This is a genomic window from Streptomyces sp. V4I8, from assembly GCF_041261225.1.
GTDB lineage: Bacteria > Actinomycetota > Actinomycetes > Streptomycetales > Streptomycetaceae > Streptomyces.
Window position 1 is genome coordinate 4476490 of record NZ_JBGCCN010000001.1, and the last position, 25308, is coordinate 4501797.

Genomic DNA, 25308 nt, shown 5'->3' on the forward strand with positions numbered 1-25308 from the left:
GTACTGGAATTCGGTACTGGAGACTGCTGTGCCGTACCGAACTGATCGGTCTGGACTGAACGGTCAGGACTGGCGGAGGTCCTCCATGGTCACGGCCGTGCCCGGCAGGGTGGAGCGGGCCGGCGCCCGCAGCCCGTCCAGGAACAGCTGGAGAGTTCGGTGTACGAAGCGGTCGGCGGTGCCGCAGCCGGTGCCGGCCGGGGGCCGGGACAGCTGGGACACGGCGACCATCAGGTCTCCGGCGCTCACGTCGGCGCGGAGCTGACCGGCCGCCTTGCCCCGGTCCATGAGCTGCTCGACGAGCTGCTCGCACCGTTCGCGTGCGGCTTCCAGGTCGGGGTGGTGCTGGTCGAACGTGCTCTGGACCATCGGGCACAACGCGCTGATCCGCTCGTCCGCGGAGGTGTGCACGAAGCGCTCCAGCGCCCCGAACGCGTCCCCGGTCTCCGCGAGCGCCAGCTCGGCCGCCTCCGACACGCGGTCCATGACGGAGCAGACGACCTCGCGGACGAGCGCGTCGCGGTCGGGGAAGTTCCGGTACACCGTGGCGTTGCCGACGCCGGCCCGGCGGGCGATCTCGTCGAGCGGCACGTCCGGGCCGAACTCGACGAACATCTCCCGGGCGGCGGTGACGATCCGCTCCCGGTTGCGCAGGGCGTCGGCGCGCGGCCGGGGCGCCTTGCGCGGTGCGGGGGTTGCGGTCTGCACGGCGTACTCCAGTTTCCGCTGAGTGGCGATCCGGGGAAGGCGTCCCCGTTTCGCTCGGACACATGGCTAAACGGGGAAGGGATCCCCGGTTATTTCCCGCCCGGGAAGAGATTTCCTGTGACCTGAGTCACATATCCCGGGCTGAAGAACCCACGTTCGGTCTCTTCCAACGCGCGCTCCCGCATGCCTCGACACAGGGTGATCGAGAGGGTGCAGCACGCAGTCGGGCGGGCTGCCATGGACTGAAGGGCCCATGCATGCAGCCGAGCCGTCGGATACGCCCCCGCCGTGTGGCCGCCCTCGTCTCCGTGACCGCCCTGACTCTGGCGGTCAGCACCTCGGCAGGCACCGGGCACCTCACGGCGGGCACCTCGACGGCGGCCGGAGCGAGCCCGACCCCTCCGGCCCGCACCTCAGCACTCGGCCCCTGCATGATCAGCGGCCGGCCGACCATCCAGATGTCGGAGGGCGTGCCGACAGCCCGCGGCTACGCCCGCTCCACCGGCACCGTCCGCGCCCTCACCCTGATGGTCGACTTCCCCGACTCCCCCGGCCCGGGCAAGGCGCTCGACCGTTTCGCGGAGTTCTTCCCGCAGACCCAGAACTGGTTCCGCACCAGCTCCTACGGCCGCCTCGACTACCGCCCCGAGACCCCGATCACCGGCTGGCTCCGCATGCCCAAGTCCTTCCGGGCGTACGGCATAGAGCGCGGGGCGCCCTTCGATCCCGGGTACCGCAAGCTGGTCCAGGACCTCGTGGTCGCGGCCGATCCCAAGGTGGACTTCCGGTCGTACGACTTCCTGAACGTGCTGGTGACCCCGAACGCCGGCCCGTCCGCCCTGGACACGGTCCTGTCGGTGACCTTCGCGGGCAACGCGGAGGCCCCGGTGGCCGACGGCGTCTCGGTGACCAACGCGTCCTTCGTCTACTCCCGCCAGGACGACGGCTCCGGCACCTACCACCGCACCGGCTACCGGGTCCTCCCCCACGAGAACGGCCACGTCTTCGGCCTGCCCGACCTCTACACCGCCGAGGGCGGGGGCGCGGTCGGCCACTGGGACATCATGAGCGAGGACTGGGGAGCCAACAACGACCTGCTCGGCTGGCACAAGTGGAAGCTGGGCTGGCTGGACGCGGCCCAGGTGGGGTGCGCGTCCCTTCCCGGCACGGCCGAGTACCCCCTGACGCCGCTGGCCCGCGCGGGCGGCCCGAAGCTGGTGTTCGTGCCGTTGGACGGCCGTACCGGATACGCCGTCGAACTGCGCACCCGCGAGGGCAACGACGAGGCCGTGTGCCGCCCCGGCGTCCTGATCTACCAGGTCGACGCGGACGTCGACACCGGGATGGGCCCGGTGAAGGTCCTCGACTCCCACGAGGACAGCGGCGGCTGCACCCGCAGCCCCAACGTCCATGCCGAACTCTCCGACGCGACGTATGTGCAGGGGGAGGAATTCCGGGATGCGAAACGGGGGGTGCGGGTGGAGGTGGTGGGGGCTGATCTGGAGGGGGGGTATCGGGTGCGGGTGACGCGGGAGTAGGGGGAGGGGGCAAGAAGGCGAGGGGGCGAGGGGGCGAGGGGGCGAGGGGGCGAGGGGGCGAGGGGGCGAGGGGGCGGTAGAGGGTACGCGCGCGTGGATCGGATTACGGTGAGAGCCTGCCGCGAACGCCGTACGGAGAGCCGATGCCCGCGAAGACGACCCTGGACGACCGTGCCGTGCCGGCGGAGGCGGTCACGCCGCTGATCCGTGGCGTCGCGGTGCTGCGGCAGCTGACGGAGGCCGGCGGGACGCTGAGCGCGAGCGGGCTGGAGCGGGCCACCGGGCTCGCGCGCTCCACGGTGGACCGGATCGCGTCCACGCTCGCCCGCATGGGATACGTCCGTCTCGACGGCCGTGACGTGGTGCTGGCACCCCCCGTCATGGAACTGGGCAACGCCTACCTGGCGGCCCTCGGCCTGCCCGCCCTCCTCTCCGCCCACGCGGACGCGCTCGCCGACGAGTTGGACGAGTCGGTGTCGCTGGCGGTCGGCGACCGCGACGGCATCCGCTTCATCCACCAGGCGACCCGCCGCCGCGCGATGTCCCTCAGCTTCCGCATCGGCGACCGGCTTCCGGCCGAACGCACCGCGCCCGGCCCGCTGTTCGCGACGGAGTGGACGGACGCGGAGTGGGACGCCTGGCGCGAGCGCCGGACGGCGGACCCGGAGGACCGGGGCTTTCCGGCCGTACCGCCCCGGGAGCACCTGTCCTTTGACGCGGACTTCGAACGCCGGGCGCGGCGGGCACGGGAGGACGGCTGGGCGCTGGACGACCAGTTGATCGAGCCGGGTCTGGTCGCGGTGTCCGTACCGGTACGTGATCCGCGTGCGGGCGGCGGCCGGATCGCCTGTGTGGCGAGCGTGGTCAGCCATACGAGCCGGCACACCGCCGCGGACCTGCGGGACACGCTCCTCCCCCGCCTGCGGACGGCGGTCGCCGAGATGGAGCGCGAGCTGCGCGAGGCACCGGAGCCGCCGCCCGGAGCGGCTCCGGCGGGCCTCGCCGTCTGGACGGGCGCCTCCAAGCAGGAACTCGGCAGGGAGTTCGTCGAATCGCTGGCGCGCGGGCTGACCGTACTGACCGCCTTCGGCGCGGGCCGCGCCGAGCTGACGCTCACCGACGTGGCCCGCGCGACCGGGCTCGCCCGGGCCACGGCACGCAGGGCACTCATCACCTACGAGCATCTGGGCCTGGTACGGCAGTCTGGGAACCGGGGCTTCGCCCTGACCCCGCGCGTCCTGTCCCTGGGCTACCCTCCCCTGTCCCGTACGTCCCTCGCCCACATCGCGACGCCCCATCTGGCCGAACTGGCCGAGCGGGTCCACGAGTCGGCCTCCCTCGCGGTGCTGACCCCCTCGGGCGAGGAGATCCAGTACACGGCCCGGGCCGCCACCAGCCGCGTGATGAGCGTCAACGTCACGGTCGGCACGCGACTGCCGGCGTACGCGACGTCTCTGGGCCGGGTACTGCTGGCCGATCTCCCGCCCGGGGAGCGGCAGTTGGGTGACCCGACCCCGCTCACCCCCCGCACGACCACGGACCCCGCGGCTCTGCGGGCCGCCCTGGAGGACGTCCGGAAGCGGGGATACGCCTTGGTCGACGAGGAGTTGGAGGCCGGCCTGCGGTCGGTGGCGGTACCGGTGCGGGACCGGACGGGCCGGGTCGTCGCGGCGGTGAACGTGGCGATGCATGCGGCTCGGCGGTCGGTGGAGGAGTGCGTGCGGGACGTGCTGCCGGAGTTGGCGGAGACGGCGGGGCGGGTGGAGGGGGATCTGCGGGTGGCGGGGAGGTTTGCTCGGGTGGTGGTGGCCTGAGGGGCGGTCGGCCTGAGGGGGCGGTGACCTGAGGGGGGTGGCCTGAGCAGGGGCGGTTGGACCTCAGCCGTCGTACGGCCTGGCGGCACGGCCCTCGCGCAGGGTCAGGCCCCACCAGGCGAGCTGGTCCAGCAGCACGGCGGCGGCCTTGCTGGTGCCGTCCTGGTCGTGCGGGCGGCCCTCGCCGTCGAACTGCTCCCAGGCCATGTGGAAGCTGACGGTGTCGCGCAGGGTGACGGCGTGCAGTTCGGCGAAGACCTGCCGGAGCTGCTCCACCGCCCGCTGTCCGCCGGCCATACCGCCGTAGGAGACGAAGCCGACCGGCTTCGCCCGCCACTCCCGGTAGACGTAGTCGATGGCCAGCTTCAGCGCGGCCGGGTAACCGTGGTTGTACTCGGGCGTGACGACGACGAACCCGTCGAGCCCTCCGATGCGCTGGGCGAGGGTCGGCGCGTCACCCGGGGCGTCGGACTGCTCCAGGGTGAGCTTGAGCTCGTCGGCGAGGGCGGGTTCGGAGAGGTCGATGACGTGGGTCTCCATGTCATCGCGCCGACCGATCTCCGACACGAACCACTGGGACACCTTGTCGGCGAAACGGCCGGGGCGGACGCTGCCGATGAGGACGCCGATCTTGAGCGGGGGCTGAGTGGGCTGGGGCATGGGTGTGCCTCGATTCCGGGAGGTGAAGTCGGGGGTGAGTTCGGAGGGCCCGCGGTTGGGGACGCGGTGAGGGGCATGGGGGCGGGCCACCGGTTCGGGCCCGCGTTCCAGCCCCGCGTCTCGGCCCCCGGGTGGGGTCCGTGCAGGAAACGTAAAATCTCAAGTTGACTTGAGGTCAAGCAGGTTCATGGGGCGCGCCTGACACGCGTGAGGTGGCGGGGGTGGTCCGGAACCTGGCCCGGTACTCGCTCGGCGTGGTGGCGAGGCGGCGGCGGAATGCCCGGATGAGCGTGTCGACGGTGCCGAACCCGCAGACGGTGGCGACGCGTTCCAGCGTGTCGTCGGTGGTCTCCAGCAGGTTGGCGGCTCTCTCGACGCGGGCCGATTCGACGTAGGCGTGCGGCGTCGTGCCCAGTTCGGACTTGAAGATCCGGGTGAGCTGACGGTCACTGACGTGCGCGTACGCGGCGAGGTCCGGGACGGTGAGGCGTTGGTCGAGGTGGTTCAGGATGTGATGCCGCAGGTCCTCGACGCGCCGTGTCGTGGCCACCTGCTCCAACGGCACACTGAACTGGGACTGCCCGCCGGGCCGCTTCAGATACATCACGAGCCGGCGGGCCACGCTCAACGCCACGCTCTCACCGAAGTCCTCCGCGAGGAGAGCGAGGGACAGGTCGAGGCAGGCGCTGATGCCCGCGCCGGTCCACACCTCGCACCCCTCGCCCTTCTCCCGGATGAAGATCGGATCCGGGTCGACCCGCACCGCCGGATGGTCGGCGGCGAGCCGCTGCGCGGTCGACCAGTGCGTCGTGGCGCGCTTGCCGTCGAGGAGCCCCGCGGCGGCGAGGATGTGCGCACCGACGCACACCGAGGCCACCCGGCGGGTGCGGGCGGCCAGGGCTTTGACCCGGGCCACCGTGCCGGGTTCGGCGACGGGGCGGATGCGTTGCTCACTGTCGACCTCGACGGAACCCGGCACCAGCAGGGTGTCGATGGCCCGTGCGCCGACCTCGTCGAACGTGACGTCGGGCAGGATCCGCACCCCGGCCGCCGTAGTCACCGGCTCCAGTGTCTCGGCGGCCAGGACTACCTCGTAGCCGCCCCGCTCGGTGGCTTCGCGTGGGACGAGGGAGAACACCTCCGGCGGGCCGGTGACGTCGAGGAGGTCGACGCCTTCGAACAACACGATCACGATCAATCGGTTCACCATCGGCCGGGTCACGATGGGCCGGGTCACGATCAGCCGGGTCACGATCGGCCGGGTCACGATCAGCTGGTTCACGGCCCCCACCCTGCGCCCCCTCCGTGCCCCCTGTTGCGCTCACGGACACAGGGGTCGGTTTCTGCAAGTAGCGCGTCATTGCCGACGCGTCGGTTCGGGCCATAGCGTCGCATACGCACTCAACGAACTGTTGAACACGCTCCCCCGCCCTCCCCAAGCCCTTGGAGAAGCCCTGTGGCAAGCAAGACGCTGCGCGAACTCGCCGGTGCCGACAGCAGCAGCACCGCGCCCCTCGCATCCTCGACGCTCGTCCTCATCGACTACCAGAACACCTACACCCGCGGCGCGATGGAACTCGACGGCTGGCAGCCCGCCCTGGACGCCGCGTCGGACCTGCTGTCCCGTGCCCGCGCGGCCGGCGCCGCGATCATCCACGTCCAGCACGACGACGGCGAGGGTTCGCTCTACGACATCCGCCAGGACATCGGCCGCATCCACCCCGGCGTGGCGCCCATCGAGGGCGAGCCCGTGGTCGTCAAGCATGCCCCGGACGCCTTCCACGGGACCGACCTCGGCAAGCTCGTCGACGAAGCCGGCAACGACACCCTGATCATCGCCGGCTTCATGACCCACATGTGCGTCGCCTACACCTCCGCCTCCGCGGCCCTCCGCGGCAACACCCCCACTGTCCCGGCGGACACCTGCGCCACCAGGCCCATCGTCGACGTCTCCGCCGACGAACTGCACCGCAGCGCGCTGGCGGCGATCGCGGATGCGTACGGGGTCGTCGTTGCCTCCGGGAGGGAGCTGGTCTGAGGCGAGGGGCGGGCCCTCACCCCGAGGACACCACCTGACCTGCGGAAACGAGAACCTACCCACGACCGATCTCTCATCCGCTAGGCCAGTCGCCGGATCTCGCCCAGATCCATGCGTTCCTTGCCTTCGCGCCTTCGTGGGGCTTGTAGAAAACTCCGTCGCCGCAGGTCAGCGTGCGGCCAGGAGATTGCTCCGGAACGCACATTCATCGATTTGGAAACGCTCAGCTGATCGCTGCAGGCCACGGCGCATTCGCGGACCATGCCGGTGGACGTTGCCGAAGTTGTGGCGCAGTGACCTGAAGCGGCCCACATTCCGGATCATCCGCATCTGTGAGCGCCAGGGCCTCCCGATCCTCGCCGACCGGGCCTGCATCGGAGCCCGTTCGTGGGTAACGACACCCCTCAGACGCCCGCCGGGGTGAGCTCACGCCGACCCAGCAACGAATGTCGTCAATTGCCGCGCCATCCTCACTCTGGGGCGGCAACACTCAAACAGCTCAGTGCTTTCTCCTGGCGAATCCAACCGAAGGAAAGCTAACTGCGACAGTGGGCCGAGAAGTTGGCCGACCTGGAAGAGCAGTGGAGCACGGACAAGATCAGTAGCGAAATGCTAAGTGTTGTTCGAGGCATTCGCCGCAATCCGGGTGCGGCCGACATGGAAGGGAAACAAGGCGCCTGACCCCAAGAGGCTTATTCCCATCCGGAATCAGTAACCCGAGGGGGAAATTCCGGGGTGCAATTCACGGACTCAAGGGCTGGGGCATTCGCGAATACCCCAGCCCTCTGCAGCTTGCTCGTCAAGCCGCGGGAGGCCGCGACCGAGAGAGGACAGCCTGCCCATGGCGCGGTCCATCAAGAAGTTTATTTCTGGACTAGCCGTGCCGACGGACAGAACTTCGCCAATCGGTCGACATCTTACATAACGAGGAGCCCCGACTCTATGGCCCGGACAACCGCAAGAGTCCGATTTGGGCAGTTGAGCTTGGCCAAAATGATGCCGACCGTGCGCTTAACTCCATGTTCAGATATACTCAGCGATCGAGCCACTTGTCGGTTACTTAGCCCCTCGGCAATCAGGCGCAGCACCTGATGTTCACGTGCCGTCAGTGAAATCATCGACGCGCGCTTCGAGGTGGTGTCATCACCGGCCTGGTCGGACGCCGTCACGGACCGCCGCGCCAGGGTCGCCGACACATGAAATCGTCCGGCCTTCACGTCGACGATCGCTTCGCGCAGGGACTCGGGGCAGAGATCTGCCCAGTCCAGGAAACCGTTTGCATGATCGGCCCAGGATTGCTCAACAACGTCTGCTGAATCCACCAGGATCAGTACATGTGTGTTCTGGATGCGCAGCTTTTCAGCGATCTCGCCAGGTACAGACCCCAAAGCATTACTGTCTGAAATGATCAGCCAGCCGTTATAGAATGTCGAGAGATCTTCGGTATCCGTGACGGATTGAACTGTCAACTGGATGTCGAGCGAACGAAGCATTCCCTCGATACTGTATCGACGAATATCGTCTTCGATTATCAGTGCTATCCCGGTCTGCAACAGGGATCGTCCAGACTGCAGGGAAGCTCGTCCGCCAGATATGTCAGGCGCCAAGCCGCCTATCCGACTGCCATAGTTTTCGTAATTTTCACTGCTCGAAATCGGTTGCCAAGTTAACCTGTTCTTCACGCTGCACATATCAGCGATCCCCCGTTAGCCATATCAGTGGCCCCCCCATTTCCGCACGTTGAAATCTGGAAGGTTCACCCCCTGATAGATGAGCATGGCACGGAGTGACGGGAACTGTCCACCCCGAACTAGCCACCACGCTCGGTCGACAAGGGCATCTCTGAAGAAAAATTTCAAGTAAAAATTTCGCACAGACCCGGGAACTGTTTGCCGCGTTCGATAGCCCCGACCTGATCGCGTATGGCGGGTTCATCCCGACGATCCGGTTGGCCGAGCGGTGCACTGGGATGGTGGCTGGGGCGGACAGCATCGACGCCCTGGACGTGCTGCGCCACGGTGGCCTGTCGTGTCTGTCCGGCGGCATGCGCGTGGGCCGCCGAGCGGATGGACTCCGACGGCCATCAGCCCGCGTTGCCGCCGGCGCTGAAGTCGTATCAGCGGACGGGACGGTCTCCGAAGCCGGACGAGTATCCGGAGACGGTGGTCGACTTCGTCCGCCGTACAGTCGAACTTCCGGAGGGCACACTCTGACGTACGCGACGGGCCGCACCGGCCTGATCAATATCGCGCTGGAGAAGGTGGTGGCCGCTGGGCTGGAAGATGAGCGCTGCCCAGCGGGCGGGGCTGCTGCGGCTGCCGGCCGAACGCGACAGCGACGGCACGACGCAGTACAACCGGTTGAAGCAGGGCGACGCTTCGGTCCGCCCTCGGGCAACGACCCGAAACTTGACGATCCGTTCGGCCGCTACGTGCTCACCACCATCGTCAAGGGCACCAGCATGGGCCTGTACGAGGCGGCCAAGCACATCCCCGCGGTGTCCGGGCGGCGAGTACAACACGCACGGACTCGGCATCGAACCCGACTTGTACGACCCGAAGCTCGACGTCGACCTCACCCTGCTGCGCGAAGGGGATCTGAACGTCGTCGGCTCGGACCAGGCCGCGTGATGCCGGGTGCGCCCGCGGGGACGACGCGGGCGCCGAGTTGTCAGGCGGGCTGGGCGGTGATGGTGCAGAGGCGCTTGGTGGCCCGGGTCAGGGCTACGTACAAGTCCCTTTCCCCACCGGGGCGGGCCGTGATGATTTCCTCGGGGTTCATGACGACGACCCCGTCGAATTCCAGGCCGCGTGCTTCGGACGCCGGCACGATGCGTGCGTGGTGAGCGACGCCCTGGGCCGTCAGCTCGCTCACCCTGGTGTCCGCGCAGATCACTCCCAGAAGCTCGCCCGGGTGCGCGGTGCTCTGGGCGCGGAGTTCCTGGACGACGGCGGTGACCAACCCGTCCGGAGGCGTGGTCACGGTGCGAGGGCTCTCACCGCTTCGCAGTGACCGTGTGGGCTTCTGGTCCGGAGCGATCCGCGTGAGCAGGTCCCGGACGCTCTCCAGGATCTCCTGCGTGGTGCGGTAGCTGACGGTCAGGTTGTGCAGTTTGAACCGCGGTCCGACGTGGGGGCTCAGTGCTTCCTTCCAGTCGCGTGCTGTCGCGACCGGGCCTGCCTGGGCGAAGTCACCCACCAGCGTCATCGCCCTTGCCGGGCAGCGGCGGACGATCATCCGCCACTGCATGGCGGTCAGTTCCTGCGCCTCGTCGACGACGACGTGCCCGTACGTCCGCTCAGGGGGGCCGTCGACCAGGTTCGCCGCCTCGTCCAGCAACGGCACATCGGCATCGGTCCACGGGTCGTCCGGGCCGCGCAGCAGAAGGGACCGCTCCTGCGCGGTCAGGCGGGGCAGGCGCGCGGCGAGAGCGTCGGCGTCCGTCAGGAGCGCCTTCACGAGGTCACTGGGTACCAGCCGCGGCCACAACACCTCGACCGCTCGGTCGACGCCGGCGTCGTCGAGCAGATCGGCTCGGATGGCGTCCAGGTCCAGCTCGTGGGCCGGCCCCGGGCCGGCCGCACCTTCGGCACGGCGCTGGGCGACTCCCGTGAACCGGTCGAGGTTCAGGCCCGTCATCCTTTCGGCATCGGCGTCGATCTGCTCCAGAAGGTCGCCCATGTCTCGTTGCATCGCGTCGGTGACGGCGTCGACCATGAGCTCTTTGAACACCTGGCGCGCGGGGTTGTGCCCCGATACGGCTGCCAAGGCGGCATCGCGTGCCGTGGCGACTTGCTCGCCGGAAAGGTGAACCAGTTCCTGTCCGACCCGCACGGTGAAGTCACCGGCGGGGGCTTGGTGGACGCGCAGCAGGCCGGCCAGGGCCTCGGCGAGGTCGGACCTTCCCTTGAGACGCGCCGTGTCGAACGGGGCCACCGTGTCCGTGGACACTCCGGCCAGTTCCTGACAGGTCGCCAGAACGACGTCGTTCTCTCCGAGCGAGGGAAGGACCTGGGAGATGTAGTCGAGGAAGCGGGCGTTCGGGCCCACCACCAGGACACCCTCCTCCGTGGCGCGCGGGAACGCGTACAGGACATAGGCCGCCCGGTGCAGGGCGACCACCGTCTTGCCGGTGCCGGGCCCGCCCTGCACCACGGTCACCCCGCGGTGGGCGGAGCGGACGATCTCGTCCTGCTCGGCCTGCAGCGTCGCGACGGCCGCGTGCATCCTGCCCGTACGCCGTGCCGACAGAGCCTCGGTCAACGGGCCGTCCCCCACGACGTCCTCGTCGGTCGGGGCGGTCCCGTCCAGCAGTTCGTCGCTCACCGAGACGACCGTGCGCTCCTCGAGGCGCAGGTGCCGGCGCCGCCGCAGGTCCATCGGGTGGACCGGTGTCGCCTCGTAGAAGGGCCGCGCCGCGTTCGCGCGCCAGTCCACGAGCAGAGGCAGGTCATCCTCCTCCGTGTGCAGTCCGATCCGCCCGATGCGCAGGGCCGTGCCGTCCGTCCAGTCGATGCGCCCGAAGACCAGCCCCTTTTCGGCGCCCTCCAGCCGGCCGATTTCCTTGGCCAGACGCTCGGCGGCGTTTTCCCTCTCGTATGCCTCACCGGCACTGCCCGCCGGGGCCTTCAACACATTCGCCCGATTTGCTCGCGCCTCGGAAAGCCGCTCGGTGAGCAACGCATACAAGGAGGACACATAACTCTGCTCAGATTCGACCGCACGCACAGCGGGATCATTCATTTTCGACAACAGGGGGCTCCTTCGATTCGAGCCAGACTTACTTGGTGAAGTTTTCCGCTGCTGCCAAGCGCACCGCCCGGCCCACGGACGGCAGGCAGCTGGTGATCATCGCCCTCTTCCCGTGGGCGAGCCCGCCCCCTGGATGCCGACGATGTTCTGCCGCGCTCGGGAAAAGGAGGAAGATCCGGCGAGGCGACCGGCGCCATCGAGCTGACTGCCAGGGGGCATCCGGTCGCCTCGTCCGGTGACCCGGCCGAGGAGACGAGCAGAGAATGGGTCAGGCCCTCGACCGGTCCACCCGGGCATCGGATCGGTGAACTCTCACCCCGTTCGCCGCCGCGAAGCCCGGCGGTAGGCGATCGACAGCGCCTTCACGTCGGCGGCCGCCCGAGTTCCCAGTCCGCGGACAGCCCATCACGCGGTGGAGTGAGGCTCGGCGCTGCGGGCCTCTTCGTAGTCCGGCTCCGGTGTCGGATCCTTCTTCTTTCCGGCAGCGGGCAAGGCGACCAGCAGCACGGCTGCTGCGACGAGCGTGATGAGCATGATCCAGACCGCGCCGACGTGCATAGCATGGATGAACGCGCGATCGGCAGCCTGCGCGAGGGTGGGCTGGTGGATAGTGGTGGCGACGTGGCGGGCCTGTTCCGCGGAAACCCGGGCGCTGTCCTGCAGCGCCTCCGGGACATCGCCCAGCGAGGGTTCGATCGCGCCTCGATACGCGATCGACATGATCGTGCCGCCCACCGCAATCCCGAGCACACTGCCGACCTGCCGCGCCGTGTTGGTGACGGCCGACCCGGCACCGGACCGTTCCAGCGGCAGGCTGCTGATCAGTGCTCCGGTCACCGGGGCCATCACCATGCCGACGGAAAGGCCCTGCGCCAGCAACAGGATCTCGATCCAGACGAGTGGGGTGTGCAGATCGAGAAATCCGACCGCCCCCATGGTGAACGCCGCCACAGTGAGCGCCGGCACGGCGACAGGGCGCAGCGACCATCGGCCAACCAGATGTGCACCCACGGGCGCCCCTATGACAGCGCCGACCGCGGTCGGAACATTGGCCAGGCCGGCCTTCATCGGCGAGTAGCCCAACGCACCCTGCATATAGAACGCGTTGTAGAAAGTGATGGCAGCCACAGAGAAGAACAGCAACGCCATGGACGCGTTGCCACCGCCGAACATCCGCTGCACAAGCAGCCGGGGATCGAAACTTGGTTCCTTGGTTCTCAATTCGACGAGCACGAAAGCGACCAGCAGGACGAGCCCGACCGCGGTCGGCGCCCAGACGTCCCAACGACTCCAGTCGTCCACCTGCCCCGCGCGAATCAGGCCGTAGGTCAACGCCGCCAGTCCGCTGATCGACAGCAAGATCCCGGCCGGGTCCATCGGTCGCACGGTGGGGCTGCGGAAATTGGGGACCAAAAGGATGATCCCAGCCAATGCCACCACGATGATCGGGACGTTGACGAGAAAGACCGAACCCCACCAGAAATGGCCGAGCAGTAGTCCCGCCAACACCGGTCCTGCTGCCATTCCGACACCGGTGGATGTCGAGGAAATGGCGATTGCGGTTGCCCGCCCGGGGCCGGTGAAGGTCCACAACAGGATGGCGAAATTGGCAGGCATGATCAGTGCGGCGCCGACTCCCATCCCGGCCCGGGCGGCAATCAGCTGGCCCGCATCGCCTGCGTACGCCGCCCAGATCGAGGCCCCGGCAAAGATCACCAAGCCAATTGCGAGCACATTCCGGTGGCCGAAGCTGTCGCCCATCGCGCCGGCGGTGAACATCAAGGTTGCGAAGACCAGGGTGTATGCGCCTGTGGCCCATTGCAGCTCGGCCGGGCTGGCACCCAGTCCACGGACCGGGTCGGCAAGGGTCTCCAGGGTGATACTGAGAACGGTGTTGTCCAGCCAAATCAGCAGCGAACACACCATGAGAACGGCAAGAATTAACCGCCGCCTGGATTTCGGCAGCGCTAGAGGCGCGGTCATGACCACCTTCGAATATCGATCGGCGGAAACTTGAACGACGCGACTATAAGTAGGTTCCACAACACTGTCAAGCTTGGAGTTTCTCGCCAACACTGTTGCAACCGAGCGAACTATATGCCTCCGGCGGATTTGCGGACTGACCAATTTTGTGCCTCCGCCGAATTTGCAGACCGAATAGTTTTGTGCCTCTGACGGATTTCCGACTTGGCGGATTTCACCTCCAGCGGTGGTTGCAACCGAGTGGATTCTCTGCCTTCAGTGAGCTGTCGCACCGGCCACCTGTCCACCCCGGTCCTCGGGGTGTCCGGGGCAGGCGGACAAGCCCGAGCGCGCCGCGCGGGCGGCCGGGCTTGTCCAGGGCTGTCAGGTGTCCTCGTTCCTCGAATCTGACGGTTCGGATATCAATGGCCGCTGAGTGAATCGAGCCAGCGCCGCAGGTGCGCGGCGGTCTCTGCCGCCTGTTCCTCGATGATCGAGAAGTGATCTGCCTCGATGTGCTCGATCGGTCCACGGTGTTGCCAGTCGGGGACGGGGTCGACGCCTCCGAAGCTGCTCAGCGTCATGGTGGCCCGCAGATTCAGCGTCGGCGCGGCGATCGGCCTGGCCTCACGATCGGTATATATCCGCGCATAGCCACCCATGGCGACCAGGCCGTGGTCGTCGACGGGGGTCAGTGCGTTGTTCCGGGACAGGATCTGCCCCAGCGCGTCGGTGAGCACGTGGCGGTTGAGTTCGAGGTCTTCCGGGGAGTAGGTGTCGATCATCGCGACGCCCGCGAGCTTGCCGCCGTCGTCCTCGATCCGCCGGGCGACCGCATGGGCGATCGCGCCACCGGCCGAATAGCCGATGAGCGCCACCGGGCTTCGGTCGAGTTCCGATGCGACGGTCGCGGCGAGGCTCTCGATCGCCGCCGTCCACGTCGCTGGCAGGTCGTCGCTTGCGCGCACGCCGGGCAGCCGCAACGCGCTGACCCGCCGCTCGCCGCGCAGTTCACGGGCAAGGCGGGCGAACTGGTGGGGGCCCGATCCCGCAAGGAACGAGGGGATGCAGACCAGTGCCGGTGCCGCCGCGCCGCGCGCCAGGAGCTGCACATCCGGGCGCTGTGCGGCGGCCTCGCCGGCGGAGTACGTGGTCATCAGAGCCGAGCTCGCGATCAGCAGGGGCATCGCCCCTTCCAGCTCACCGCGGCGATGCGCCGCCGACACCAGGTCGGTGATCGTGCCGCGCACGCCGGCCGGTGCCTGCTCGACCACGCCGGTGTCGGCTTCCTCGATCAGCGATCGCACCAGTTTCGCCACGTCGGCGGCGGTCGGGTGGTCGAAGATCAGCGTCGACGGCAGCGTCAGCCCGGTCAGCTGGGCGAGCCGGTTCCGGAATTCGACGGCACCGAGGGAGTCGAAACCGAGCTCGGTGAACGGTGCGTCCGGGTCGATTGCGTCGCCGGACAGGTGGCCGAGGACCGCCGAGGCGACGTTGCGCACCTCGCGCAGGATCACACCGTCGCGGTCGGCGTCGGGCAGTGCGGCCAGCTGCCGCGCCAGGCTGACACCGGCACTCGCGGCGGCCGGGGGAACCCGGATCATGCCGCGCAGTACCGCGGGCAGTGCGCCGCCGCGCGCCAGGTCGGTGAGCGCCGCCGTGTCCAGCAGTGCCGTCGTCGGTGTCGCCCGACCGGTCGCGAGCGCGTTGTCGAACAGCGCCATCCCGGACTCCGGGTCGATCGGGATCAGGCCCAGCCTGGCCCGGAGCTGGCGGGCGTACTGCTCGGCGCCGTCCCCGCCGAGTATCCCTGCCATGCCGACGGTCCACAGTCCCCAGGCCAGTGAGTGCGCGGGCAGGCCCGCGCTGCGCCGCACGCGTGCCAGCGCGTCCAGCACGCCGTTCGCGGCGGCGTAGTTGCCCTGTCCTTGTCCGCCGAGCAACGGCGCCGCGGACGAGAACAGCACGAACGCCGACAGATCCAGGTCGCGGGTCAGCTCGTGCAGGTGCAGTGCCGCATCGGCCTTCGGTGCCAGCACCCGTGTCGTCTGCGCGGCGGTGAGGGTGTCGAGCGTGCCGTCGTCCAGGACGCCCGCCGCATGGATGACGGCGGTCAGCGGGGCGTCGGTGTCGATGTCGGCCAGCAGGGCCTGGACCGCGGTGCGTTCGGTGACGTCGCACGCCACGACCCGGACGTGGGCGCCGAGGCCGGTCAGCTCGGCGACCAGTTCGGCGGCGCCGTCCGCGGCGGCACCGCGCCGCGATGCCAGCAGCAGCCGTCGTGCGCCGTGCGCTGCGACCAGATGCCGGGCGACGATCGCGCCGATGCCGCCGGTGCCGCCGGTGATGAGCACCGTGCCGTGGTCGAACGACGGTGGCACGCCCGGTTCGGTGGCGGGCAGCTGCTGCAATCGCGGTGCCAGGAGCCGGCCCTCGCGAACGGCCAGGTGCGGTTCGTCCTGGGCCAGGGCGTCGGCGAGCGACGTGATCGGCAGGGCGTCGCGGTCGTGGTCGATGAGCAGGAACCGGCCCGGGTGCTCGGACTGTGCGCTGCGCACCAGGCCCGCCACGGCGGCTCCGACCAGATCGGGTTCCTCGCCGGGCAGTCCGGCGGCCGTGCGCGTCACGATCGCGAGCCGGCCGGGGTGTTCGGCGGCCATCCAGCCCTGCAACAGTGCGAGCGTCGTCAGCACGCCGGCGTGTATGTCCGCCGCGTCGGCACCGGTTCCGCGCGGCGCCGACCAGACCACCGTGTCGGGAACATCCTGCAGCACAGCGAGTTCCGCGAGATCGGCACAGCATGTCGGGGGCTCAGGGGCCTCGACGGCCGCCGGGTCGCCGAGCACGACGATGCGCCCGGTGCCCGCCTTGGAGACGGCAGGCACGGCGACCCACTCGAGGTCGAACAACGGTGCCGCGCCGCGCAACTGGGCCAGCGCCCGCCGCTCGATCGGGCGGGACCGCACCGACTCCATGCTCAGCACGAGGGCACCGGTCGCGTCGACCGCCTCCACGCAGAAGGTGTCCGGTGCGATGCGGGCGATGCGGGCGCGCAGGGCACCCACGCCGGACTGTGCCAGCTGGACACCGTCGAAGGCGAAGGGCAGCGGCACCCGACCGTCGGCCCCGCCCTCGACGAGATGGCCGACAGCCGCGTGGAACACCGCGTCCAGCAGTGCCGGATGCAGTCCGAAGGCGGTGGCGCGCGCCGCGGTGTCGGTGTCGAGCGCCAGGTCGGCGAAGACTTCCTCCCCACGCGACCACGCGGCCCGAACACCCTGGAACACCGGGCCGTACCCGAAGCCGAGGTCGCCGAGCGCGCCGTACACCTGCTGCCCGTCGACCGGATCGCCCGCAACCGGAGGCCACACCTGGGACCAGCCCGGCGCCGTGGTCGGCGCGGCGGGCGTGAGCAGGCCACGGGCATGCAGCACCCAGGCGTCGGCGGCGCGGGCGTGGACGGCCACGCTCCGGTGCCCGTCGGCGTCGGGTTCGCCCACGGCGAGCTGAATGTCCGCGGCACCATCGGTCGGGAGAACCAGCGGCTCCGCGAGCACCAGTTCCGCCAGGCGCGGCACGCCGAGCCGGGCGCCGGCGGCCAGGGCCAGTTCCACGAATCCGGTACCCGGCATCAAGACCGCGCCGAAGACGGCGTGGTCGGCGAGCCATGGGTGCGTGCGCAGCGAGAGCCTGCCGGTGAACAACCACTCGTCCTTGCCGGCGAGCTGCACCTGGGCGTGCAGCAGTGGATGGTCGGCGGAGTCGGCACCGGCGAGCGGCGCGGCGGCCTCCGCGGGCAGCAGCCAGAATCGTTCGTGCTGGAAGGGATAGGTGGGCAACGTGATCCGTGCCTGCGGTCGAGCTCCGAAGTAGGCCGCCCACCGCACCGGCCGGCCCGCGCAGTGCGCGGTTGCCAGCGCGGCGACCAGCTGCTCGGGTTCGGCGACTGTGCGACGGGACGCCGCGACCACCGATGCGCGCGCCGCGAGGTCCGTCGCCACAGTGGCGCGGGTCATGGTCGTCAGCACCGCGTCCGGGCCCAGCTCGACGAACAGGCCCACACCCGAATCGAGCAGTGACTGCACCGCCGGGGCGAAGCGCACTGCCTCGCGCACCTGCCGCACCCAATACTCGGGCGTGCCCACCGAATCGTCGGCGAAGGTGCCGGAAACCGTGGAGCACAAAGGTATGCGTGGCTCGTGATACGTCAGGCCCGCGGCGATCTCCGCGAACTCGGTCAGCATCGGATCCATCAAGGCGGAGTGGAACGCGTGGCTCACCCGCAGCCTGCTGGTCCTGACGCCCTCGGCCGCCAGCCTCGACTCGAGCGCCGAGACCGCCTCGGTGTCTCCGGAGAAGACCACCGCGTCGGGAGCGTTCACCGCGGCCAGCGAGACCGCGGCGGCTGCCGGATCGGTGTTGACCGCCGCCAGCAGCTCCACGGCCCGCCCCTCCGGCACCGCGGCGGCCAGCATGCTCCCGCCTGTCGGCAGCGCCCCCATCAACCGGCCCCGGGCCGCAACGAGTGCGCACGCATCCGGCAACGACCACACACCGGCCACGTACGCCGCGGCCAGCTCGCCGATCGAATGCCCGGCCACCACATCCGGCGTCACGCCCAACGACTCGACGAGGCGATACATCGCCACCTCGAACGCGAACAACGCGGGCTGGGTGTACTCGGTGCGGTCCAGCAGAGTCTCGTCAGCCGCGCCGAACATCACATCCCGCAGCGCATGCCCCAGGTGTGCGTCGAATTCCGCGCACACCTCCTCGAGCACGGCCGCGAAAACCGGGAACGCCCGGTACAGCCCAGCGCCCATCCCGATCCGCTGCGCGCCCTGACCGGTGAACAGGAACGCAGTCGTGCCTGTCTGGCCGGCGCCATTGGCGATGCCCGGTCCCGGCTCGTCGGCTGCCAGGCGCGCCAAGGCCGCCAGCAGCGTCTCCCGGTCCGAGCCCACGACGGCGGCGCGCTGCTCGAGCCGCGCGCGGTGCAGCGCCAGCGTCACCGCGACGTCGGTCAGGTCGAGCTCCGGACGTTCGCTCAGCGTGTCGTACAGACGGCGCGCCTGGGTCCGCAGCGCGGCAGGCGTCCGCGCGGACAGCAGCAGCGGCATGGCCGCCGGGCGCGGTGGATCGACCGGCCGCGGCGGGACCGCGGGCGCCTCTTCGAGGATCACGTGCGCGTTGGTCCCGCTGATCCCGAACGACGACACTCCCGCCCGGCGCGGGCGCTCCCCGGCCGGCCACGGCTCGGCCTCGGTCAGGATCCGTACCGCACCCGCCGACCACTCCACGTGCGGCGACGGCTCGTCGACATGCAAGGTGGGCGGCAACGTCCCGTGCCGCAGCGCCTGCACCATCTTGATCACACCGCCGACACCGGCAGCCGCCTGCGCGTGCCCGATGTTCGACTTCAACGACCCGATCCGCAGCGGCTCGGCGCGATCCTGTCCGTAGGCGTTGATCAGCGCCTGCGCCTCGATCGGGTCACCCAGCGTGGTGCCGGTGCCGTGCGCCTCCACCGCGTCCACCTCGGCCGCGGCCACCCCTGCGTTGACCAGTGCCTGCGCGATCACCCTCTCCTGGGACGGACCGTTCGGTGCGGTCAAGCCGTTGCTCGCACCGTCCTGGTTGATGGCGCTGCCGCGGACCACGGCCAGCACCGGGCGCCCGTTGCGCTGTGCGTCGGACAACCGCTCGAGGGCGAGCACGCCGACGCCCTCGGCCCACGAGACACCGTCCGCGGCACTCGAGAACGCCTTGCAGCGCCCGTCCGGTGACAGCGCCCGCTGCCGGGAGAACTCCTGGAACAGCATCGGAGTCGACATGACCGTCACCCCGCTGGCCAGGACCAGCGACGTCTCCCCGGCGCGCAGTGCCTGCACCGCCAGATGCAGGGCCACCAGCGACGACGAACAGGCCGTGTCCACCGTCACCGCGGGTCCTTCCAGACCGAGGGCGTAGGACACCCGGCCGGAGACGACGCTGCCGCCCGATCCGGTCGCCAGATAGCCTTCCGCGGCACCGTCGGCGGCCTCGCGCGCCGTGTAGCCGTAGTCCTGGTACATGACGCCCGCGTACACCCCGGTGTCGCTGCCCCGCAGTGAGGTCGGATCGATACCGGCGTCTTCGAGCGCTTCCCAGGACGCCTCGAGCAGCAGCCGCTGCTGCGGGTCCATCGCCGCTGCCTCACGGGGTCCGATGCCGAAGAAGGCGGCATCGAAATCACCCGCGGCATGCAGGAATCCGCCTTCCCGGGTGTAGATCTTGCCGGGCTTGCCGGGATCGGTGTCGTACAGGTGGTCGACATCCCAGCCGCGGTCGCCCGGGATCGAGGTGATCGCGTCGACGCGCCCGGCGATCAGTTCCCAGAGCTGGTCAGGGTTCTCGACGCCGCCGGGATACCGGCAGCTCATGCCGACGATCGCGATCGGCTCGTCGGCCCTGGCCCTGGTCGAGGCGGGGCGCGGCCGCGTCGGCGCCGAACCGTCGACCCGGGTACGCAGGAAGCCCGCGACAGCGGCGGTGGTCGGATAGTCGAACACCAGCGTGGACGGAAGCTGAACACCGGTGGCGGCGGTCACCTTGTTGCGGAACTCGACTCCGCCGAGTGAGTCGAAGCCCAGTTCCGTGAACGGTGTTTCGGGGTCGATGGCGTCGGCCGACTCGTGGCCGAGGACCGCGGCGGCGATCGCGCGCACCTCATCGCGGATCAGCGCCTCCCACCGATCGGCGGGGGCGTCGAGCAACCGCCGGCGCAACGGGCTGTCGGCGATCTGGCCGCGCGACGGTACATGGATCAGGCCGCGCAGCACCGCGGGCAGCGTGCCGAGCCGGCCCAGTGCGGTGAGGGCGGGTGTGTCGAGCAGCGCGGTCATCAGCATCGGTTCGCCGGTGGTCAACGCATCGTCGAACATCTGCATGCCGGTGTCCGGCTCGATCGGGGACAGACCGAGACGCGTGCGGATCTGACGCACCAGATGTTCGGCACCCGGGTCGTTCAATGCCTCGGCCATGCCGCGCTTCCACAGCCCCCAGGCCAGCGAGTGCGCGGGCAGACCGGCGCTGCGGCGCGCCTGGGCGAGCGCGTCCATCACCGCGTTCGCGGCCGCGTAGTTGCCCTGACCCTGCCCGCCGAGCAGCGGCCCGGCGGAGGAGAACAGCACGAACGCCGACAGGTCCATGTCGCGGGTGAGCTCGTGCAGATGCCAGGCGGCATCGGCCTTCGGGGCGAGCACCCGGTCCACCTGCTCGGCGGTCAGGGTTTCGACGGTGCCGTCGTCGACCACGCCCGCGGTGTGCACGACAGCGGTCACCGGTTCGTGCGCCGGTACGGATTCCAGCAGCGCCGCGACGTCGGCGCGATCGCTGACGTCGCACGCGGCAACGCGTACGTCGGCGCCCAGCGCGGTCAGTTCGGCGACCAGCTCCGCGACACCCGGCGCGGCGGAGCCGCGGCGCGAGACGAGCAGCAGTCTGCGCACCCCGTGCCGGGTGACCAGGTGGCGTGCGGTGACGGCGCCCAGTCCGCCCGCGCCGCCGGTGATCAGGACCGTGCCGTCACCGAAGGGCTCGCCGGTCGATTCGACGGTGGTCGCACGGATCAGCCGCGGTGCCACCGTGGCGCCGTCGCGGATCGCGAGCTGTGGTTCGTCCGTGGCGACTGCGGCGGCGATCCGCTGGTGCAGGTCCGCGGGGTCGTTGTCGTCGAGGTCGACATTCACGACGCGCCCCGGATGCTCCGATTGCGCACTGCGTACCAGGCCACGGACGGCTGCTGCCGCGGGGTCCGGCGTCTCACCGGGCAGACCTGCTCCGTTGCGGGTCAGCACGATCAGCGTCGAGTCGGCGCAGCCCGGTTCGGCGAACCAGTCGCGCAGCACCGCGAGGGCGTTGTGCACGGCGGTGCGGATGGTCGCGGGGACGTCGTCGCCGTCCGCCGGCGCCGTTTCGGGCGACCAGACGACAGCCGCGCCTGTGTGGCCCCCGCCTGCCGCGAACGCCGCGACATCCTCGAACGTCTCGGCGCAGCCTGCGACGGGCCGCCCCAGTGCGACCAGTTGCCGGTCCGACACCGCAGGCGCCGTCACCGGCGTCCAGTCGATCGCGTAGAGCGGGCTGCGGGCACCGGCGAGAGCGCTCGCGTCCGCGGGGCGGGCGAGCACGGCGTCGATCGACAGCACCGCGGCGCCGGTGGCGTCGCAGGCGTCGATGCGCACCTTCTCGGAACCCGAACGGATGATGCGGGCGCGGACCGCGGTGGCGCCGTGCCGGTACACACGGACCCCGCCGAAGGAGAACGGAAGCGGCAGCCTGCCGTCGGGGAGGTCGTCGGCGAGCACATCGATGGCGGCGTGGAAGGTCGCGTCCAGTAGCGCCGGATGCACCCCGAAGCCCGCCGCCCGGCCCGCTGTCGTCTCGTCCAGGGTCACCTCGGCGAACACGTCGTCACCACTGGTCCAGGCGGCGCGCACGCCTTGGAAGCTCGGGCCGTAGCCGAATCCCAGGTCGGCGAGCCGGTCGTACAGACGCGTGCCGTCGACCGACATGCCGTCGGCCGGCGGCCAGTCGGGGTCCGCCCAGGCCGGCGTCACGCCGTCGGCGGGGGCGAGGGTGCCGGTGGCGTGCAGCGTCCAGTCCGGCTCGCCCGGGTGGGACGGCGCGGTTCCGGTGACGGCGCGCGAGTGGATCGACAGGCGTCGACGGCCGGTGTGGTCGGGCTCGGTCACCGAGACCTGCACGTCCACGGCAGCGGCACCGTCGAACAGCAGCGGCGTCGCCAGGACGAGTTCGTCCACGACGGGCAGTTCCAGGCGGCTGCCCGCGGCCAACGCGAGATCCACGAACCCGGTGCCGGGCAGAAGCACCGCTCCGAAGGCCGTGTGGTCGGCGATCCACGGCTGGTCGGTGGTGGAAAGCCTGCCGCTGAACAGCCATTCGTCGCGACCGGCGAGCGGCGCGGCGACGCGCAGCATCGGATGATCGAGCGCGGACAGGCCGGCGCGGCCCATGTCACCGAGCGCATCGTCGTCGGGCTGCACCCAGTAGCGGCGATGCTGGAAAGCGTAGACAGGCAGGTCGAGGTGGGTGACCGGCCCTCCTGGTGACAGCGGAGCCCAGTCGACGGTGACACCCGAGCAATGGGCGGCGGCGAGCAACCGCAGGAACTGGTCGACCTCGTCGACGCCGCGCCGTGACGCCGCCGCGACCAGCGAGCGGGACGCCACCTCGTCGATCAGTGTGTGGCGGGTCAGCGCCGCCAGCACCGCGTCCGGCCCCACCTCGACGAACCGGCGCACGCCGGAGTCGACGAGTGACTGCACGGCCGGGGCGAAGCGCACGGCCTCGCGCACCTGCCGCACCCAGTACTGCGGCGTCAGCAGTTCGGGACCGGCCGGCGCACCGGACACCGTGGAGCACACATCAATGCGTGGCGTCCGGTACGCCACCGATCCGGCGACCTGCTCGTACTCGGCAAGCATCGGCTCCATCAACGCCGAATGGAAGGCGTGACTGACCGTCAGCCGGGTCGTCTTCACGCCCTCGTCCGCCAGCCGGTCCTCCAGTGCGGCGATCGCCGCCGTCTCGCCCGAGAACACCACCGCCGCGGGCGCGTTCACGGCCGCCAACGAGACCGTCCCGGCCGCGAGCAGTTCCAGCGCCCGCTCCTCCGACACCGCGGCGGCGAGCATCGCTCCATCGGTCGGCAGCGCGCCCATCAGCCGGCCACGGGCGGCAACGAGCCGGCACGCGTCGGCCAGCGACCACACCTCGGCCACATAGGCCGCGGCCAGCTCGCCGATCGAATGCCCGACCACCACATCCGGGGTCACGCCGAACGACTCCAAGAGGCGATACAGCGCCACCTCGAACGCGAACAGCGCAGGCTGCGTGAACTCCGTCCGGTCGAGCAGGGCCGTGCGCTCGGTGTCGCCGACGCCGTTCCCGGTCCCACCGGTCTCGCCGAACATGACCTCGCGCAGCGACACCCCCAGCAGGGCATCGGATTCCGCGCACACCTCGTCGAGGGCAGCGGCGAACACGGGGAACGCGGCAGCCAACCCCGCGCCCATGCCGATACGTTGGGCGCCCTGACCGGTGAACAGGAAGGCCGTCTCGCCGGTGGTGGCGACACCTGACACGGCATGCGGGGATGCCGAACCCGCGGCCAGGGCCGTGAGGCCGGCGAGCAGAGCGGCCCGGTCGGCGCCGAGCACCGCGCCGCGCCGGCCCAGCTGAGCGCGCGCGGTGGTCAGGACGGCAGCGACATCGGCGTCATCCGCCTCGGGGTGGTCGGCGAGCCAGGCCAGCAGCCGGCTCGCCTGTGCCTGGAGCGCGGTCTCCGACTTGGCCGACAGCAACCACGGTGCCGGCAGCGCCGGTCGGCCCGGCTCCGGCTGCGGTACATCGGCATCCGGTCCGGTCACCGGATCGGCAGCACGGTCGCGCGGCGCCTCTTCGAGGATCACGTGAGCGTTGGTCCCGCTGATCCCGAAGGACGACACACCCGTCCGACGCGGACGATCGAGCTCCGGCCACTGCTGAGCCTGCGTCAGCAGTTTCACCGTGCCCGCCGACCAATCGACCTCGGGGGTCGGCTCGTCCACGTGCAGGGTCGAGGGCATGACCCCCTTGCGCATCGCCATGACCATCTTGATCACGCCCGCGACACCCGCCGCGGCCTGCGTGTGACCAATGTTCGACTTGACCGAGCCCAACCACAACGGGTTGTCGTCCCCACGGGCCTGGCCGTAAGCGGACAGCAGCGCCCGCGCCTCGATCGGATCACCCAGCCGCGTACCCGTACCGTGCGCCTCCACGGCGTCCACCTCGGACGCCGACAGCCGCGCGCTGGCCAGCGCGGCCCGTATGACCCGCTCCTGCGCAGGCCCGTTCGGCGCGGTCAGCTGGCTGCTCGCACCGTCCTGGTTCACCGCGGAGCCACGCATCACCGCCAGCACCCGATGCCCGCTGCGCTCCGCGTCCGACAGCCGCTCCAACACCAGCACGCCGACGCCCTCGGCCCAGCCCGTGCCGTCCGCCGACGACGAGAACGCCTTGCACCGCCCGTCCGGCGACAACCCGCGCTGCCGGGAGAACTCCACGAACGTGCCGGGTGTCGCCATCACGGTCACACCACCGGCGAGCGCCATCGAACACTCACCCTGACGCAGCGCCTGAGCGGCAAGATGAAGCGCGACGAGCGAGGACGAACACGCGGTGTCGACCGTCACCGCCGGCCCCTCCAGGCCGAAGGTGTAGGCCAGACGACCCGACGCGACGCTGCCCGCGCTGCCGGTCAGCATGTAGCCCTCGAAGGCCTCGGGCGTGTTGGGGCGGGAGCCGTAGTCGTCGTACATGACGCCCATGTACACCCCGGTACGGGTGCCCCTCAGCGTGGTCGGGGCGATGCCCGCGTGTTCGAAAGCCTCCCAGCCGGTCTCCAGCAGCAACCGCTGCTGGGGGTCCATCGCCGCCGCCTCGCGGGGGCTGATGCCGAAGAACTCGGCGTCGAACCGGTCCGCCTCGTACAGGAAGCCGCCTTCGCGGATGTACGAGGTCCCGAGGTGGTCGGGGTCCGGGTGGTACAGGTTCTCCAGGTCCCAGCCGCGGCCGTCCGGGAAGGGACCGACCGCGTCACGTTCGGCGCTCAGCAGCTCCCACAGGTCGTCCGGGGAGGCGATACCGCCCGGGAGCCGGCATGCCATGCCCACGATCGCGATCGGCTCGTGTGCACGCTCCTCCAGATCCTGCACACGCTGACGGCTCTCCCGCAGATCGACCGTCGCCCGCTTGAGGTAGTCGCGAAGTTTCTGCTCGTTGTTCATGT

At 70.1% G+C, this 25308-nt stretch carries 10 protein-coding genes and 1 pseudogene; 4 read left to right on the forward strand and 7 right to left on the reverse strand.

Translation table 11 applies throughout. The features are described 5' to 3' along the window. Window positions 1-63: 63 nt before the first annotated feature. Window positions 64-708 carry a TetR/AcrR family transcriptional regulator gene (locus tag ABIE67_RS20265; protein WP_370259252.1) on the reverse strand — a complete coding sequence of 215 codons (645 nt, stop codon included), beginning with the start codon at window positions 706-708 and terminating at the stop codon, window positions 64-66. Window positions 709-965: 257 nt separating this feature from the next. Here ABIE67_RS20265 and ABIE67_RS20270 point away from each other — a divergent pair, with 257 nt between their 5' ends. Continuing rightward, the gene (locus tag ABIE67_RS20270) at window positions 966-2246 is read left to right on the forward strand and encodes a M6 family metalloprotease domain-containing protein (protein WP_370259253.1); all 1281 of its coding nucleotides are present in this window, start codon (window positions 966-968) and stop codon (window positions 2244-2246) included. Between the two features lie 143 nt (window positions 2247-2389). Then, the gene (locus ABIE67_RS20275; RefSeq protein WP_370259254.1) at window positions 2390-4060 is read left to right on the forward strand and encodes an IclR family transcriptional regulator C-terminal domain-containing protein; all 1671 of its coding nucleotides are present in this window, start codon (window positions 2390-2392) and stop codon (window positions 4058-4060) included. 63 nt (window positions 4061-4123) lie between these two features. Here ABIE67_RS20275 and ABIE67_RS20280 read toward each other — a convergent pair whose 3' ends face one another. Beyond that, entirely contained in the window at window positions 4124-4720 is a 597-nt protein-coding gene (locus ABIE67_RS20280) for an NADPH-dependent FMN reductase (RefSeq protein ID WP_370259255.1), read from the reverse strand. A 175-nt stretch (window positions 4721-4895) separates the two neighbouring features. Continuing rightward, window positions 4896-5930, reverse strand: coding sequence for a GlxA family transcriptional regulator (locus ABIE67_RS20285; protein WP_370268761.1), 1035 nt, complete (start codon window positions 5928-5930; stop codon window positions 4896-4898). A gap of 246 nt (window positions 5931-6176) precedes the next feature. Between ABIE67_RS20285 and ABIE67_RS20290 the strand changes: the two genes are divergently transcribed. Both ABIE67_RS20290 and ABIE67_RS20295 read left to right on the forward strand, forming a co-directional pair. Continuing rightward, the gene (locus ABIE67_RS20290) at window positions 6177-6758 is read left to right on the forward strand and encodes an isochorismatase family protein (protein ID WP_370259256.1); all 582 of its coding nucleotides are present in this window, start codon (window positions 6177-6179) and stop codon (window positions 6756-6758) included. Between the two features lie 310 nt (window positions 6759-7068). Beyond that, window positions 7069-7222: pseudogene (locus ABIE67_RS20295) on the forward strand (IS5/IS1182 family transposase); the annotation flags it as partial. Between the two features lie 453 nt (window positions 7223-7675). On the opposite strand, the gene ABIE67_RS20300 reads toward ABIE67_RS20295, so the two are convergent. The 4 genes from ABIE67_RS20300 to ABIE67_RS20315 all read right to left on the reverse strand — a co-directional run bounded on the left by ABIE67_RS20300 (window position 7676) and on the right by ABIE67_RS20315 (window position 25306). After that, window positions 7676-8251, reverse strand: coding sequence for a response regulator transcription factor (locus ABIE67_RS20300; protein ID WP_370259257.1), 576 nt, complete (start codon window positions 8249-8251; stop codon window positions 7676-7678). 1177 nt (window positions 8252-9428) lie between these two features. Beyond that, complete coding sequence (locus tag ABIE67_RS20305) at window positions 9429-11456, reverse strand: ATP-dependent DNA helicase (protein ID WP_370259258.1); 2028 nt, start codon at window positions 11454-11456, stop codon at window positions 9429-9431. Window positions 11457-11915: 459 nt separating this feature from the next. Beyond that, window positions 11916-13493 carry an MFS transporter gene (locus ABIE67_RS20310; protein ID WP_370259259.1) on the reverse strand — a complete coding sequence of 526 codons (1578 nt, stop codon included), beginning with the start codon at window positions 13491-13493 and terminating at the stop codon, window positions 11916-11918. A 401-nt stretch (window positions 13494-13894) separates the two neighbouring features. Beyond that, entirely contained in the window at window positions 13895-25306 is an 11412-nt protein-coding gene (locus ABIE67_RS20315) for a type I polyketide synthase (RefSeq protein ID WP_370259260.1), read from the reverse strand. Window positions 25307-25308: the final 2 nt, after the last annotated feature.